15 protein-coding genes and 2 tRNA genes are annotated in these 15,717 nt (G+C 59.8%); 9 read left to right on the forward strand and 8 right to left on the reverse strand.

Going from position 1 to position 15,717, the window contains the following annotated elements; genetic code table 11:
* The first annotated feature begins 251 nt into the window (after positions 1-251).
* On the forward strand, positions 252-479 hold the full coding sequence (locus BGC09_RS14880; RefSeq protein WP_069804777.1) for a helix-turn-helix domain-containing protein: 228 nt from the start codon (positions 252-254) through the stop codon (positions 477-479).
* A 170-nt stretch (positions 480-649) separates the two neighbouring features.
* Positions 650-722: transfer RNA gene (locus BGC09_RS14885), tRNA-Phe, on the forward strand.
* 76 nt (positions 723-798) lie between these two features.
* On the opposite strand, the gene BGC09_RS22930 is transcribed toward BGC09_RS14885, so the two are convergent.
* Positions 799-936, reverse strand: coding sequence for a hypothetical protein (locus tag BGC09_RS22930; protein WP_176728936.1), 138 nt, complete (start codon positions 934-936; stop codon positions 799-801).
* A gap of 94 nt (positions 937-1,030) precedes the next feature.
* Here BGC09_RS22930 and BGC09_RS14890 point away from each other — a divergent pair, with 94 nt between their 5' ends.
* From BGC09_RS14890 to BGC09_RS14905, 4 genes are all read left to right on the forward strand, one after another.
* Positions 1,031-2,365, forward strand: a complete 1,335-nt coding sequence (locus BGC09_RS14890; RefSeq protein WP_245688593.1) for a DNA methyltransferase — start codon at positions 1,031-1,033, stop codon at positions 2,363-2,365.
* A gap of 288 nt (positions 2,366-2,653) precedes the next feature.
* A complete protein-coding gene (locus tag BGC09_RS14895) occupies positions 2,654-2,890 on the forward strand; it encodes a carboxymuconolactone decarboxylase family protein (protein WP_141727801.1) in 237 nt (78 codons plus the stop codon).
* The gene (locus tag BGC09_RS14900) at positions 2,891-3,274 is read left to right on the forward strand and encodes a carboxymuconolactone decarboxylase family protein (protein WP_069804780.1); all 384 of its coding nucleotides are present in this window, start codon (positions 2,891-2,893) and stop codon (positions 3,272-3,274) included. It begins immediately after the preceding gene.
* Entirely contained in the window at positions 3,237-3,491 is a 255-nt protein-coding gene (locus tag BGC09_RS14905) for a hypothetical protein (protein WP_069804781.1), read from the forward strand. The genes BGC09_RS14900 and BGC09_RS14905 overlap by 38 nt, the downstream gene beginning before the upstream one ends.
* A 190-nt stretch (positions 3,492-3,681) precedes the next feature.
* On the opposite strand, the gene BGC09_RS14910 is transcribed toward BGC09_RS14905, so the two are convergent.
* On the reverse strand, positions 3,682-3,939 hold the full coding sequence (locus tag BGC09_RS14910; protein ID WP_069804782.1) for a YtxH domain-containing protein: 258 nt from the start codon (positions 3,937-3,939) through the stop codon (positions 3,682-3,684).
* 342 nt (positions 3,940-4,281) lie between these two features.
* On the reverse strand, positions 4,282-4,677 hold the full coding sequence (locus BGC09_RS14915) for a response regulator (protein WP_069804783.1): 396 nt from the start codon (positions 4,675-4,677) through the stop codon (positions 4,282-4,284).
* Positions 4,678-5,462: 785 nt separating this feature from the next.
* Here BGC09_RS14915 and BGC09_RS14920 point away from each other — a divergent pair.
* From BGC09_RS14920 to BGC09_RS14930, 3 genes are all read left to right on the forward strand, one after another.
* Positions 5,463-5,534: transfer RNA gene (locus BGC09_RS14920), tRNA-Lys, on the forward strand.
* Between the two features lie 357 nt (positions 5,535-5,891).
* On the forward strand, positions 5,892-7,502 hold the full coding sequence (fdrA, locus tag BGC09_RS14925) for an acyl-CoA synthetase FdrA (RefSeq protein WP_069804837.1): 1,611 nt from the start codon (positions 5,892-5,894) through the stop codon (positions 7,500-7,502).
* A complete protein-coding gene (locus BGC09_RS14930) occupies positions 7,489-8,916 on the forward strand; it encodes a YlbE family protein (protein WP_069804784.1) in 1,428 nt (475 codons plus the stop codon). Before fdrA ends, BGC09_RS14930 begins: the two co-directional genes overlap by 14 nt.
* A 212-nt stretch (positions 8,917-9,128) precedes the next feature.
* Here the strand turns inward: BGC09_RS14930 and BGC09_RS14935 are convergent, their stop codons facing one another.
* The 5 genes from BGC09_RS14935 to BGC09_RS14955 form a co-directional block, all read right to left on the reverse strand.
* Entirely contained in the window at positions 9,129-10,646 is a 1,518-nt protein-coding gene (locus tag BGC09_RS14935) for an alkaline phosphatase family protein (RefSeq protein WP_069804785.1), read from the reverse strand.
* Between the two features lie 610 nt (positions 10,647-11,256).
* A complete protein-coding gene (locus tag BGC09_RS14940) occupies positions 11,257-12,594 on the reverse strand; it encodes an ABC transporter permease (protein WP_084658946.1) in 1,338 nt (445 codons plus the stop codon).
* Positions 12,591-13,400, reverse strand: coding sequence for an ABC transporter ATP-binding protein (locus BGC09_RS14945; protein ID WP_069804786.1), 810 nt, complete (start codon positions 13,398-13,400; stop codon positions 12,591-12,593). Before BGC09_RS14945 ends, BGC09_RS14940 begins: the two co-directional genes overlap by 4 nt.
* A complete protein-coding gene (locus tag BGC09_RS14950) occupies positions 13,401-14,816 on the reverse strand; it encodes an efflux RND transporter periplasmic adaptor subunit (RefSeq protein WP_069804787.1) in 1,416 nt (471 codons plus the stop codon).
* 63 nt (positions 14,817-14,879) lie between these two features.
* Positions 14,880-15,662, reverse strand: coding sequence for a DUF5666 domain-containing protein (locus BGC09_RS14955; RefSeq protein ID WP_069804788.1), 783 nt, complete (start codon positions 15,660-15,662; stop codon positions 14,880-14,882).
* Positions 15,663-15,717: the final 55 nt, after the last annotated feature.

Raw genomic sequence — 15,717 nt, forward strand, 5'->3', positions numbered from 1 at the left:
CCTTCCACATCCAACTTTTGCAAGCGTACCCGTTTCACCATAGCAATTCTCCTGACCTGCAACAGTGGGCTATGCTCTGTAGCACCAGCGTAGTTACGCGATGTAATTTTACCATCTTTCTATACGGACTGCAAGCATACTTACAGTGATACGATGCTGTTAGATCGCATAGAGCTTCGGTCTAGGCAGGCCATACGAAAGTGCGATATAGTGCTGCGTGCAAGAGACGGAATCAGCAGAGGAGAGACGCGGTGTATCGGCTACGAGTCAAGGAGCACCTGGAGGCTCTGGGAAAAAGTCAGCAATGGCTGGCGCTACAAGCGCGGGTGCCAGAGAGCCTCATTCGACGGATGGTCAAGGACCCTACGTATGCCCCGACATACATCACGCTGGCCAAGGTGGCGAAAGCCTTGCGCGTCTCTGTCGATGCTCTGATCGAAGAGCTTCCTGACGAAGACGAAGACCATCGCCCAACCTAGCTAGCCAGCCAGTTAGCTCGGCGACCTCACACCATGACCAACCTGCTCCACAACCCTCTTGACAACCAGCAAAAACGGTGTGTACAATAACACCAGCATCGCAAGGTTACACACCAGTACCTGTCACCTAAACAACATGCCATCGACCCGGGACTAAAGCGGGCCGAGACGCCAGGGTAGCTCAGTTGGTAGAGCACAGCACTGAAAATGCTGGTGTCGACGGTTCGATTCCGTCCCCTGGCACCTCCCTTTAACCACAAGACAGAGGCCAGCATGGGCAAGGGAATGTTCGCCATGCTGGCCTCTGTCTTTTCTCCTTTCAGCCCAGCGTAGCAGGTTGGAACCTGGCCAGGCCCAGATCAGGGCGCTGTTGATTGACAGGTTGACCTGCCTGTGGCAGAATGGGGCTGCTCTCCTCGCCCGCGGCAATCGTAGGGCCGTCGTCGCACCATTCCACCGATGGCGCTCTGGCTCCTCTCGCTCCGCAAGGACAACACAGCGAGGAGGAGAATTTCCGTCAGACGCGAGGAGACTCAAGGTCGTTGAGCGGCATGATGTACCAGAAATCGTCTCAGAGCCTCCTGGACGCGGCTATAGAGCAGAGTCTACCCAAGGATATCCTTTCGTCAAGCGCCAGGCTCCTCGAGCAGGCAACGTTCTTGCTGCAAAAAGGCCGGCGCACATCTGCAGGGCACCTCGACTTGCAGAGGAGGGAGCGCACCAGCCTCTTTCCATGGCGCGGCCAGTTCTCTCCACAACTGGTCGAGCTGCTTTTGCAGCGTTATGCAGAGCAGAGAACTGTCGTCCTGGACCCCTTTGTGGGCAGCGGTACCACCCTTTTTGAAGCAGCCCGCCAGGGCCTGAGCTGCTACGCCGCAGACATCAATCCGGCAGCGGTGGCGTTGTCGCAGACAGTCTACTTTGTTCGCCTGACACCCTCTGAACGCCAAGATCTGATCCAGGAGGCGGAATCTCTTTTAAAGAAAGCGCTGCAGTCCGCCTTTATAGATCTTTTCTCCTTTAGTGATATTGAACCTAGGATTGATGACTATTCCCACCCCAAAGAAGAAATCATACTTTCTCTAAAAAAAGATACGAATAATCATCTTTTAAGAATTATACTAGTCAACACACTAATGAAATATTTTGAAAACAAAAACAAAAAGGGAAATAACTGGTATACATCTTTCCATGAGCTGGCTGCGATTATCAGAAATCTACCCTATAGTGTTGCCCAATATCATATCTTTCACAATGATGCCCGCTCCTTACCGTTGGCCAATACCAGCGTTCAGTTGATCGTGACCTCCCCACCCTACATCAATGTCTTCAACTACCACCAAAACAATAGACCTCTCATGGAGAGATTAGGCTGGAATCTTCTTACCGTTGCTCAGTCCGAGATTGGAGCCAACCGCAAACATCGTCAAAACAGATTTTTAACAGTGATTCGGTACGCTTTAGACATGCTAGCAGCCCTGCGAGAAATGCGTCGCCTGCTTGCCGAGGATGGGCATCTCATCATTGTCATTGGTCGCGAGTCAACCATCCGTGGTGTGCGGCTTGGCAACAGCAGGCTGATCACCGCGCTCGCGCTAGGAGGGGCCGGTCTAGAGCTGGCCTCGGTCGAAGAACGGAAGTTTCTCAATAAGTTCGGGGAGGTGATCTACGAGGATGTGCTTCATCTGACACCGACCTCTCTTCCTCCTGCCTTCAACGATGAACTTGCCCGTTCTTTAGCTCTTTGTCTCCTGAGAGATTCCTTCCAGCAAAATTATGAAGATGCACCTACGAACCAAGAGATCCTGGAAGCCATCAGCAAAGCCCGCTGCGTTGATCCATCGCCTCTTTTCAATCCCGAGCATGCCATCGGAGGGTTCCTGTGAAATTTCCCACCCCTCATTTTGATAAGCTGACAGCGACACTGCTTAATGAAAAGTTGCCTCATGATGATAAGCCGCTGGTTGAGAAAGCTCTGCAAGATTACCATATCTGGATCTCTGGATGAGGCAACGGTCCTTGATCAGGGTTACTTCTGATGCCCAGTTCGCCAGGCGAAGCGCAGATTACTGCCTCGCCCGTCCATAGCCAGGCGCTTGCACCTACGCCCTGGCATTCGCTAGAATGATCACAAAGCAAAGTGTAGATTGGATCGTACTCTCTACGAGCATTCTATGTCACGCATCCCACCGGTTGAAGACAGCCAGTTCTGGCCCGAGGACAAGGAGAACGACGCCAGCCAGGCTTTTGCCACCATGCGCGAGCTTTTCCGCGTCATGGCCCACCGGCCCGAGATAGCACGCCAGACCATGCAGCTACTGCAAACGGTCATGCGCAGCGGTGGCGTTGAGCCGCGCCTGAAAGAGCTGCTGGCCATCCGTGTCTCCCAGGTCAACTACTGCCACTATTGAATGGCCGCCCACACTGCCCTGGCAGGGCAGCTAGGCGTCAGTGAGGAGCTGCTGGATGCGCTCTATCACATCGATACTCACCGCCATCTCTTTACGGCGCGTGAGCTGGTGGCTTTGCGCTTCGCCGAGATCATGACCACCTCGGCCCGCGACATCGACGAAGAGCTATGGGACGAGCTGCAAGCCCACTTTGACGACGGGGAGATCATCGAGCTGACAATGGTGATTGGCCTCTTTAATTGCTTCAACCGTTTCGCGGATGCTCTTCAGATTGAGCCACCCGCTCGCTCTCAGGGCAAAGGAGAGGCTCAACGGAGCAGCGGAGAGAAGAAGGATACAAACGCCTATGGCCACGAGCGAGGAGCAACTGAAGGCCCTGATTAAGGACCTGTACGAGTTGTCACGCTACTTACACAGTCGCGGCGAGCGGTCTTTGAAGCTCGCTCGCCAGTTTGAGGAACATGCCAGGAGCGACCCCAGCAATCGCGAGTTTGATCTGACTCAGGCGCGGATGCTCGACTATCAGCATCACATCTGGCACGAGATCGGGAATCTGGTGGACCGCCTGCTGCGCCAGTATGATCGACCAGGCTCTGCTTGAAGCACGCCTGAGATGAGATAAGAAAGGAAACAGGCAGGCCCGCGCTGCCTCTGTGGCCAGTTCAGCTTGCTCGCGGCGCCTGCCTCCTCACGACTAAGCTACACTTGCACGTGCCCAGGTTCGCCAGCGGGCCCCCCCCTACACTCTCACAGAAAAAGAGTCCAAGAGCGGCCCACAGGCTACAATGGCACTAGAGCTGGCCGCTCTTGGCCTTGCTATAGCGCTCGCTGAGCTCGTCCTTGGTGCGCTCGTAGATCTCTCGCCCCTGGGATAGGGCTTCGTTCGCGCGCTGACGCAGCTCCTGACCCAGCCCGAGCGAGCGATCTCGCAGGAGTAGCCCCTGCTCCGTAAGCTGCGACCGCGTCGCCTCGCCCGACTGCGGCGCGAAGAGCAGACCGGCAGCAAAACCCAGCCCAAAACCTAGTAATAAGCCGGCAACAAACTTCATAGGTCTCGTCCATCCTCTCTTTCTGTAGAAAGCACTCTCACTTATTGCTCGCTATTCAGGTCGCTTGTCTCAGTACACTACTGGCGGCCAAAGAAACGGCGCTGGAGAGGTAGAAGTGGCCTTAAAAAGACGATGGGCTGAATCCAGACAGGAGACGACCCGCATCTTCCTCTCCTGACGCCAGCTTGCCGCCGTAGCAGAGCGTTTCAACTCCTGAATATAGTACGCGCGGATGTGCCTGCCAGACTCTGGTGTGGACAACCAGTACCACGACAGGAGGGGGAGAACAGGCATCGAGCGTCAGTCAGCAGGCGCTCCTCCTGCAAAGGAGAGCGAGCACGCTCAATGCGCCGGCTCATTGAGGACCTGCTGGACAAGGGCCAGCAGATTGGTTAGCTCAAACGGCTTCTGCACCACATGCACCCCCTGGTAGTAGCTCGGTTGCTCTGCCACCAGCTTGCTCACCTGCTCCGCTTCTAACACAGCGGCAGTATAGACGATGACTGGGACCTCCCGCGTGAGAGGATCAGCACGCAGCTGCTTGAGAATCTCCTGTCCAGAGACATCACCCAGTCGCAGGTCGAGAATGAGCAGATCGGGCAGATCACGCTTGACACGCGCCAGCGTCTCACGCCCGTGCTGCAAAATAGAGACCTGGTACTCTTCGTCTTCCAGGACTCGCCGCATCAGATGCAGCAGCTCGTTTTTGTCATCAACAACGAGTATATGCTTGGTCACGTTCTTTCGGCGCAGCACCCTGCTCTATCGCCTGGCCCCGTGTTGCTCTCCGCCTGGAGACGGGCCAGGATCACGAACAAGGATAGACGCCGCCTCCTGTTCATCGCCGCCTAGCTGTCCTTCCGGTACGCTTTCCTACTGTTCAACTGAGGAAAATGCAGGCCGCTGCTCACGGCTGCGTTTCCGCTTGCCACCTGGCCCGAGAGGAGAATGGCACCAGCGCTGACACGCTGGTCTACACCGTAGACCGCCTGCCTGTCATTAGATATCAGGTAATTGTGTGACTCGGATAGCTGCCCCGGCCCACTGCTGAGCTGGCTCGGGGCAGCCAGGGACCTGTCCCAGCGGATGAGAGCCCCTAGACCGACATGAGGATATACACAAACAGGGTCCTTGTCAAGAGAGCGCCGTTGGTCTCTTCGAGTGTCATCGGGACCTTGCCTTCCCCATTGGCACTTATCGGTAAGTGTACCACGCCCACCCTTGACAAGACAAGGCCGTCCGCAAGTCAAGGCCCTTTGGCAGCGGATGAGTGCGGCCTGGGCTGCCTACCACCGTGCTTCCTTCTTCCCCGTCCACCTCCCCTTCATTATACACGCTCCGCTTAAGCCATCGGCCTCACCCTTCCAGTGAGCCGAACCAGGAGCCCGGGCCGCGGTCCCAGCCTCAACAGGGACTCCCTTTAGTGACGCTCCTCTTCTTGACAGACATGATATCATTAGCCATGAGTCAGGGAGGAATGACTCTTCCTTCCCTTTTTGGTGGTGACCCTCCCTGCATGCAGCGACCGCGTAGCTCAGCGGTAGAGCAGGCGCCTTTTAAGCGTAAGGTCGTGGGTTCGAGTCCCACCGCGGTCATTGTTTTCTTCTGGCGTCTCCCCTGCGGTATCCTGATGTGATGCAGTACCCAGCCGGACCGGCTGCGGCAGCACTGCGGTGCTGGTTTTTCTCTGGCCCGCAGCCGGTCCGGTTTCGCTTTTCCGCCGCCTCTTGTCGCCACCAACACCTTCTTGCGGCCAGGCTGCGGCGGTAGGGAGCGAGGCGGCCAGCATGAGCATCCATCATCGCCAGCCCAGTCAAGGCGTCACCGTACTGACCTTCTGTCAGCCCAGTCACGCGGGAGCTGTCTCGCTAGCGCAGAGCGCTCCAGCCTGGCAGGCAGCCTGCGCTCAGCCGGACAGCCAGCCCAGCCAGCAAGAGAAAAGGATCGGACCTATGGTGATTCAAGCGCAGGTCAGGCGACGTACCTACGTTGATTCGATCACGCTGATGCAGATCGCTACGGCCCTCAAAGGGCTGCCTGGCGTCGAGAATGCCGCCGCTGTGATGGCTACTGAAGCGAATCTTCAGCTACTCGCGGAGGCCGGTCTGCATCCTGGCGAGATAACCGCCGGTGCTGAAGACCTGCTGTTGGTGGTCAAAGCCGCGCTACCGGAGGCCGCCGGGCAGGCGCTGCAGGCGGCAGAGGAGCTGCTGACTACCCGCCAGCCAAAGAGCCTCTCTTTCCAAGACAGCAGCGGGTCCCCAGCCGCTGCTGCCACGCAGCCACCACATTCTCTGGAGGAGGCCGTCAGACGTCAGCCCGAGGCTCGCCTGGCCATGATCTCGGTTCCTGGTCCCTACGCAGCCCTGGAGGCCGAGCAGGCCCTGCGCGCCGGCCTGCATGTCTTTTTGTTCAGCGATAATGTGCCTCTGCAGGAAGAGATTGCCCTGAAGCAGCTGGCCCAGGAACGAGGTCTGCTGCTGATGGGCCCCGATTGCGGCACTGCCCTGCTCAATGGCATTGGGCTCGGCTTTGTTAATGTTGTGCCTCGCGGCCCTATCGGTATCGTCGGCGCTTCGGGTACTGGCATTCAGCAGGTGATGTCGCTAATCGCTCAGCAGGGGAGCGGCGTCTCTCAGGTCATCGGCAGCGGTGGGCGCGATCTGAGCCGCGAGGTAGGAGCCATGACAACCCTGGCGGGCATCCGTCTCCTCTTGAGGGACGAGGAGACGCGGGTGATCGTCCTGGTCTCCAAGCCGCCCGCCCCAGAGGTAGCCGCTCGCGTGCTCGAGGAGGCGGCCAGCGGCTCGAAAGCGGTGGTGGCCTGCTTTCTGGGCGCTGACCACGAGGCCCTGGAGCAGGGCTACGGCAGCCGGGTGGCGGTGGCCCGTACTCTGACCGAGGCCGCTACCCTGGCCGTTCAGCTCGCTGCTACACCCACCTCCTACCATGCGGCTACTACGCCCGCCAGTGCCATTGCTGCGCGTCTCGAACGGCTGAGGCAAACCTGTACTGTCTCCTCAGCCAGCGGGCATCTGGTTGGCCTTTTCGCCGGTGGAACCCTCTGCGACGAGGCGATGCAGCTCTGGAGCGCCCTGCTGGGACCTATTTATTCAAATATCCCTTTAGAGCCGGCCTGGCGCCTGCGTGAAAGCAGCCTGACAGCTCTCCCGGGTCACTGCGCCATCGACTTCGGAGCTGATGAATACACACGCGGGCGCCCCCATCCTATGATCGATCCCTCGCTGCGCCTGCAGGCCCTTGAGACCGTGGCCGACAATCCGGGCGTCTCCGTGGTTCTGCTCGACCTGGTGCTCGGCTACTGTGCCCATCCCGATCCGGCTGCCATCTATGCCCCCGTCATTGCCGGACTGCGTCGGCGCGGCCCTCGTCCAGCAATCGTAGTCTCGCTCTGCGGCACCGAGGGTGATCCGCAGCGTCTCTCGGCCCAGGCCGCACGCCTGCAAGAAGCCGGGGCCACCGTTCTTACGAGCAACGCCGAGGCAGCCCTGCACTGTGTCCAGTTACTCTACGAGCAGGAGGAAAGCGGTGGTCTCGCCTAGCACGCCAGAGCAACTCAGCCCTTCACCGTTCACCGTCATCAATGTGGGTGCCGAGCTTTTCGCCGAGGCCCTGCGCGCCCAGGGCGTTACTGTGACCAGCGTGGCCTGGCGCCCGCCCGCCGGCGATCCCGCAGCTTTAGCTCGCCTGCTGGCCGATCCGGCCATCGATCGCGCCAATGAGATCGCCGTGGGGCGCATGCTGGCCGCCGAGCCTGTCCTGGTCGACGTCCAGCCCGCCCGGACCATCATCCCTCTCTTCCGCGAGACAGCAGGAGGCTATGCCTTGCTCCACGCCGGCCCGCCGATTACGTGGGAGCGCATGTGCGGACCCATGCGCGGCGCCATTATCGGGGCCTGTCTCTACGAGGGCTGGGTCCGCAGCGAGGAGGAGGCCGTGCGCCTGGCGGAGACCGGCAGGATTACCTTCGCTCCCTGTCACCATTATCATGCTGTTGGGCCAATGGCCGGCATCGTCTCGCCTTCTATGCCTCTGCTCATCGTAGAGGATAGGGTGCATGGCAACCGCACCTTCGCCCCTCTGAATGAGGGATTGGGCAAGGTGCTCCGTTATGGGGCTTACGCTCCGGAGGTCATTGAGCGCCTGCGTTGGATGCAAGAGGTGCTCGGGCCGGCGCTGAGCCGGGCCTTGCGCCATGTCGGCGGCCTTGATCTGCGCTCGCTGCTGGCCCAGGCCCTGCAGATGGGCGATGAGGGCCATAACCGCAATAAAGCGGCTACCTCCCTCTTTCTGCGCCAGCTAGCCCCGGCTCTGGTCGAGACGGGAGCCTCCAGCGCGGAAACCGCCAGCGTGCTGCGCTTCATCGCCTCCAACGACCATTTTCATCTGAATCCTTCAATGGCAGCGGCCAAGGCCATGACGCTGGCGGGGGCGAACGTGCCCAATAGCAGCGTGGTGGTCACGATGGCACGCAATGGGGTCGATTTCGGTATCCGTGTGAGCGGGTTGGGCGAGCGCTGGTTTGTAGGGCCGGCCCAAGCGATTCAAGGCCTCTATTTTGCCGGCTTCGGTCCCGAGGATGCCAATCCTGATATTGGGGATAGCGCTATTACGGAGACCGCCGGGCTGGGCGCCTTCGCAATGGCTGGGGCCCCGGCCATCGTCCAGTTTATCGGCGGCACACCCGCTGACGCTTTGCGCTATACCCGTGAGATGTACTCTCTGACTGTGACCACGAATCCTCAGTTCAGCCTGCCCAGCCTCAACTTCCAGGGAACCCCAACCGGCATCGATATCCGTCAGGTCTGTCGTCTGAATCTGCCACCGGTCATCAATACGGGCATTGCGCACCGTCTGCCCGGCATTGGTCAGGTTGGGGCCGGTATCGTCCATCCGCCGATGGAATGCTTCACCGCCGCTTTGCAGGCCCTGGCCGATAGCCGGCAGTCCGTGTGAGGTGGACTGGAAAGCAGGCCAGCCAGGCCGTTGCCCACCCAGCTCAATCGCCAGACTGGGACAGGAAGAGGAAAGAGGAGCCTGCTCCCCTCGGTCAGTCAAGGGCGCAGGCTCCTCGCCACCAGCATCCCAGCAAATGACGCGGGAAGGGAAGCGCTGACGGCCAGCCGCTCAGAAGGAGAGCGCGACCATTGGCCGTGCTCTCCTTCTGTTTAGCGCGGCGTGCCGCTCTGGGGATCGAGGAAGAGACGCGGTGCACGCGGGCCGGAGAAGTCGAACATCTGGGTCAGGGGACCGGCCAGCTCGTCAAAGGACTGATCGCCGATGCGACCTAGCTGCCAGTTATCTTCGATAAAGCGCAGGATCGAGGTCTGATCGGTCACCGTATGGTCGACGAAGTTGACCCGCGCGAAGGGCGAAATCACCAACAAGGGCAGACGAGGCCCATAGCCGCAGCGCCCAGAGTAGGCCCCTGGCTGTGGCGTTCCACACTGGCCCGCGCCAGTGAGCGTATCGTAGGTCGCGTCTGCTGAATGCATCACAATGGGCCCCATCACGTGGTCGTACCAGCCATCCGAATCGTCGTAGGCGATAACGATGGCCATGCTCTCCCAGTACGGCGAGCGCTCCAGGCGATTGATCGTGTCGACCAGGAACTGCTGTTCGTCGAGGGGGTCTGAGTAGCCAGCGTGTCCGTCCTGATAGGCGGCGGGTTTGAGGAAGCTAACCGCCGGTAGATGGCCAGCCTGCAGCGCGGCCCAGAAATCGCTGAGATCGTACTGATGGTTAGCCTGGTCGCTACGCCCAATCATCTGCACCGAAGACGGCGGCAGATGATGTGGATTGGCCGTCGACTGATAATATTGGAATGGCTCATGATGGGGGATATAGTCGGTGACAGTGGCCCCACCAATGTTCTTGTGGGTCGCCCCACAGACTGCCTTGCCATTATTGACCGCCGTCGGGCGGAAACCACCCTGGAACCAGCCCCAGGTGATGCCTTTGGCATTCAGGAGATCCCCTACGTTTTTGCCACTCAGCGAAGCTGTCGTCCCCACTGAGCAATCATCGAAAGCCGGACGAGCATCGCCGATCAAGGTGCCGTTGCTGATCAGGCCAGACACGTTGGCCGGCGTGGCACCATGCGTCTGACCAGAGACCAGATTGATGGCGCCCGGTGTCGAGGGGCCAAAGGTCGTGCCAAAGGAGTTATCGCTCATGGCAAAGTGCTGGGCATAGTTCCAGAGAGCGGTGACAGTGTTGCCATCGTAGTAGTCCAGCACAATCGATTTATCGGTGCAGCTTGAGCCAGCCACCGACTGCACAAAGCGATCCATCAGGCCATGATCAAAAGCCTCTTGCTCATCATCATAATCATGATCCTGATCGCACGTCAGGGCCTGGGAGCGATCAAGCCGCTTCGGATTGGCGCTATTCGGGTTATGACTCAACAAGCTTGGCGTCAACCCGTTCACGGTGGGCGTGCCCGGTCGGGCATGGAAAGCAGGTTCTCCAGGAGGATTGAGCGCGACAGGATAGGTGGCGAAATAGTGGTCAAACGAGACGTTCTCGTCAAAGATAACCACGAGATGTTGAATGGGAGTGGTCGTCGAGCGTCGTGCTGGCGTCGCTCCCATTTGAGACTGGGAAGGCGCAGCAGCCGCGGCCACCGTCCCCAACAGAATGACCATTAGCAACATGGCCAGGCTAACTTTGAAGAGGCGCTTCATGGTTTGCTCCAACCTTTCCGCAAGCTCACGAGACCAGAAACTGGTCCTGCCTGGAATCGGTAAGCTCCTGATCATCCCGTATCGCGTCCGACAGCCGCCAGGAGTCCTCTGCCTGGCAGTGACTGTCTTCTCTGCAGCTCCGTGAGGAATCGTATCACGCCTTCATTAAGCGGGCGCAAAGGTCAGGTTAAAGAATAGCGACTATGTTGAGTATAGCGAGAGCCGAAAAATTCATTCCTTCGAACCTATCGATAAATAAGCTAATATAACAGATCTATATATATTTTTAATCACCAAGAAGAAAGGTGATAACAAACCGAAGAAAGAGCAGACTGAGAGATAACGCCTGGCAGCCTGATGATCGAAGGGGTCAACTCAGCAACCCAGGCCGAGCTGTAGGGGATAGGAGAGGAGAGCAAAAAGCGCTGGCGGCTCTGAGCTGGCTCACTGGAGCAGGACCACCCGTCAACGAGCATCAGAGGGGCGAGCCTCCAGGAGAAGCCTCTCTGTCCGGCTTCCCGCTGGGCCCGCCCCCTTCTCAGACAGGGCGCAGTTGAGGGTATCAACGAAAGGATAGCAGGCTCGCCTGCTTTCTTTGCCAGACAGCTGCTTACTCGGTGCGCAAGGCCACAATTGGATCAAGACGGGCCGCGCGCTGCGCTGGATAGAAGCCAAAGACGACACCGACCAGGGCTGAGACACCGAAGGCCAGCAAGACTGAGAGCGGATCAAGCACAAAGGGCGTACTGGTAAAATGTGTCAGCACCCAGGCCCCGATTGGGCCTAGCACGATACCGATCAGTCCGCCCAGGATGCTCAGCACCAGGGCCTCGATCAAAAACTGCGTCATCACATCGCGCGGGCGTGCTCCGATAGCGATACGAATACCGATCTCGCGTGTACGCTCGGTCACCGAGACCAGCATGATATTCATGATCCCGATACCGCCGACCACCAGCGAGACCGAGGCCACACTGACCAGGAGGATTGTCAGGGCCTGGTTGGTGCCCTGTACCGACTGCAGGACCTGGAGCTGATTGGCGATCTGGAAGTCATCGAGCTGCGGGTTCGAAATGTTATGTCGTTGCTCCAGCAACTGCTCGACCTCATTCTGCACCAGGCCGACATCGGAGGTGCTATCGGCAGTCAGCACGATCTGACCCAGGGAGCGCCCGCCGCTCAGACGCTGTCGGGCCGTTGTATAGGGTACATAGACAACGTCATCGGCATTGCGCCCGCCAGTGGTTCCCTTGGGAGCCAGCACCCCAATCACCGTAAAGGGAACGCCATTGATGCGCACACTCTGCCCCACGGGGTTGGCGCCTGGGCCAAAGAGGTTGTCGACGACTGTCTGGCCGAGCACAGCCACAGTATGGCCGCTATCCTCATCGTCCTGGGAGATGAAGCTGCCTTCCTGCAGCTGCCAGCCGCCGATCTGCTGATAAGGAGGGGCCACCCCGACGACCGAAGTCGACCAGTTCTGGTCGCCGGCCACCAGCTGCCCCTGGGCATTAATCAGCGGGCTGACAGCGGTCACATGGGAGAGCTGAGCGATCGCATTGGCATCGTCCAGCGTCAGCGACTGGGCAGACCCCAGGCCGCTGCTGACCCCGCCGGTGCCGCGGGCGCTACCAGGGAAGATCGTCAGCTGAGTCGGATTGAGGGCTGAGAGCCGCTGATTAATGGCAGCGGCGTTCCCCTCACTGATCGAGATCATCATAATCACAGCGCCGACGCCGATAATGATCCCCAGCGAAGTCAGCAGGGAACGCAGCGCATTGGCCCGCAAGGCTCGCAGCGCGCTGCGCGTCCCCCGATAGACAGCAGAGAAGCCGCGGGCCCGCCGATAGGCGTGAACGGGAGGCAGGAAAGCGCTACGGTCCAGCGGCGCCGGCTGTGGCAGCGTGGCATGCTGTGATGCACCAGTCTCGGGCCTCAGAAAGCTCATGAGGTCACCTTCCTTCCCTCCTGTTCATGATCATGATCGTGATCGTGATCATGGGTCAGCTGCAGGCGGGCCTCCAGCGGCTCAGGATTGAGCGTGTCGCCCACAACGCGCCCATCGCGGAAACGCACCTGGCGACGGCAATAGGCAGCGATATCGGCCTCATGCGTCACCAGAATAATGGTCAGGCCACGGCGATTCAGCTCCTGCAGAATGCCCATGATCTGAACACTGGTCTGGCTATCCAGATTCCCCGTTGGCTCGTCGGCCAGGAGCAGAGTCGGCGATGTTACCAGGGCGCGCGCAATAGCCACGCGCTGCTGCTGACCACCCGACAGCTCCGTGGGACGATGGTGAGCGCGCGTGCGCAGGCCCACCAGCGTCAGAGCCATCTCCGCTCGCCGCCTACGCTCCTCGGCAGGCATCTGCATATAGGTCAGCGGCAGCTCGACGTTCTCCAGGGCAGTCATCCAGGGCAAGAGATTGAAATTCTGGAAGACGAAGCCGATCGAGCGGTTGCGCACGTCGGCCAGCTCATTGGGGCTTAGCTCATCGACCGGCACCCCGTTGAGCAGATAACGGCCCGCCGTCGGCTGGTCCAGGCAGCCGAGCAGATTCATGAAGGTTGATTTGCCCGAGCCGGAGGGACCCATGAGAGCCACCAACTCGCCCGACCAGACATCGAGATCAACCCCCCGTAGAGCCGGCACGACCGTATGACCCAGGTAATAGTTCTTGACAAGCTGACGGACTCGCACCAGGGGATAGGCGCGATGCCCATCAGCCTGCCGCTGCTCACGCTGCTCCATTTAGCGGCCACCTCCTCCTCCGCCAAAGAAGCGCGCCCCACCACCGCCGAAGCCGTTACCGCCCCCCAGGCCACTGCTACCACTGCCCGTGCTGGTCGTGGAGAGGTTAGAGAAGACGCCTCCCGTCGCACTGACCACCACCTGATCGCCGTCCTGCAGACCCGAGGTCACCTCGGTGTAGGTTCCATTGGTCAGGCCCGTCTGAATCACCACCGGGGTCAGCTGACCATTGCGCAACGTTAGTACCACGCGCGTGCTACTGCTGCTGCCTCCGTTGCCGCTGGTGCCAGAGGCACTGGTCCCGCCAGTGCTGTTGGCATTACCCTGGCCGAAGGAGATGCCGGCATTGCGATAGACCTGTGCCAGCGTCTGCCGGCTGATGGCGCCAACCTGCACAGCCTCATTGGTAAAGGTCAGGGCCTGGTTGGGCACCAGCAAGACCCCGATGCGCTGCTGGGTCGTGATATTGACGGTGGCCGTCATGCCCGGATAAATGTGAGCCCCGTTGAGGCTGCTCTGATCAACCGTCAGATCAACGGTATAGCTCACCACATTGGAAGAGCTTTGGCCAAGGATATCGACCGAGGAGACGGTCGCATGGAAGGTCCGGTTAGGATAGGCCGCCACCGTGAAGGAAGCCGGCTGACCCACCTGGACACTGGCAATATCGGCTTCATTGACAGCTGCGGCGATGGTCAGCGAGCTGGTATCTACAAGCACCATAAAGGCATTGCTCCCGCTGCTGCCGGAGGAGCCGGAGCTAGAGTTGGTTGTGCCAGGTGTCTGGCCGACCGTGCCATTAATGGCCACGATCGTCCCATCGGAAGGAGCCGTCAGCACCGTCTGGGAAAGATTGTGCTGAGCTGCTGCCAGCTGATCCTCCGCGCTCTGGAGCTGACCCTGGAGCTGATCAAGCTGCGACTGCGCAGCCCCGCTGTTGACCGCATCATTGTAGGCCGTTTGGGCGTTGTTCACCGCCTGCTGGGCCTGCGTCACGGCGTCTTGCAGCGAGGGGGAATTGACCTTCGCCAGGACCTGGCCTTTGGTTACGTGCTGGCCCACTTGCACATCGATCTCGCTGATCTGGCCACCCACCGAGCTGGGAAAGTTCAGATTGTACTGGGCCCGCGGCATGACTGGCCCAGTGCCCGAGACGGTCACCGCGAGGTTGCCGGTGGTCACCGTCGCCTGCGTATACTGAGGCTGCTGCTGCGCCATCTGATGCATATAGGCCAGCGCACCGCCTGCAGCCAGCAGCAGAACGACCACCACCACAGTGGCAATCAACCACCCGCGCCGGCGCCGGCGACGCGGCGGCACAGTGAGTTTGGTGTCCAGACGCACCGCTTCCTCTGTAGCGATCTCACTCCCCTCGTCCTCCAGTAACGGCTGGAGATTCGTCTCGACATCAGACATGCTTACATCTCCTTTCAGAAGAAGGCTCCTTATTCGCTTCTGCTATCAACCGGCCTTCATTCCTTACCTCCCCTGCATCTGGGGGTTGATGATGACACTGGAGGCGGTTAGCTGACCCTGGCTGCCGTTGGAACCAACGACCAGCACCGTCACCCCGTTCTTGAGATCGCTCGCACTGGCAGCCCTGGTCTCAACGACGCGCGTGGCGCTGGTCAAGGTCAGCACAAAGTTGCTGCCGCTGCTATCGGTCACCGTCAGCCGATTACCGACGATCTGGGTGATGCTACCGCGCACGGCGCGCTCGCTTTGATTGCTGCCAGCGCCGTTAGCGCCGATGCTCCCTTGACCCTGGCGCCGGAAACAGGCCGTATTGACGTTGCCGCGATTGCCGCCGAAGCCCTGACGTGAGCCCTGGCCACTCTGACCAGGGCCGCCGCCGTTACTCGCAAAGCCTGCCTGAACGCCTCCAGCGGCGATAGAGACGGCGGAGTAGGTACCGTCCGTGTCCTGGTTGACAAAGACCGTGACCTGCTCCCCATTCTTGAGGTCGCTCACCTTCTCTTGCACCTGTTGGGTGAAGCGCGTACTGCTGGTGTAGACCACCTGCTTGCTCTGACCCTGCCGGTCTCGCACCGTGAAGGAGCCAGTACTCACGCTTTGCACTGTCCCGCTCACGCTCTGAAAGCGTGGGGCAGGGGGACAGGTGGGGGTCGCAGAAGCAGAGGCGCCGACGCCCCCAGCGGTGCTGTTGGTGCCACAGGCCGCCAACAACAGGAGGGCCATCAGCGAGAGCAAGCCAGCGGCCCAGCGGAGCAGCTGACGCGCCGCTTGTCTGACAGTAGCCATCGTGCAGTGACTCCCTTCGCTTAAGCACTCTCTGGGTCTCGCTCATCACATCAGG

The organism is Thermogemmatispora onikobensis, assembly GCF_001748285.1.
GTDB classification, from domain to species: Bacteria; Chloroflexota; Ktedonobacteria; order Ktedonobacterales; family Ktedonobacteraceae; genus Thermogemmatispora; species Thermogemmatispora onikobensis.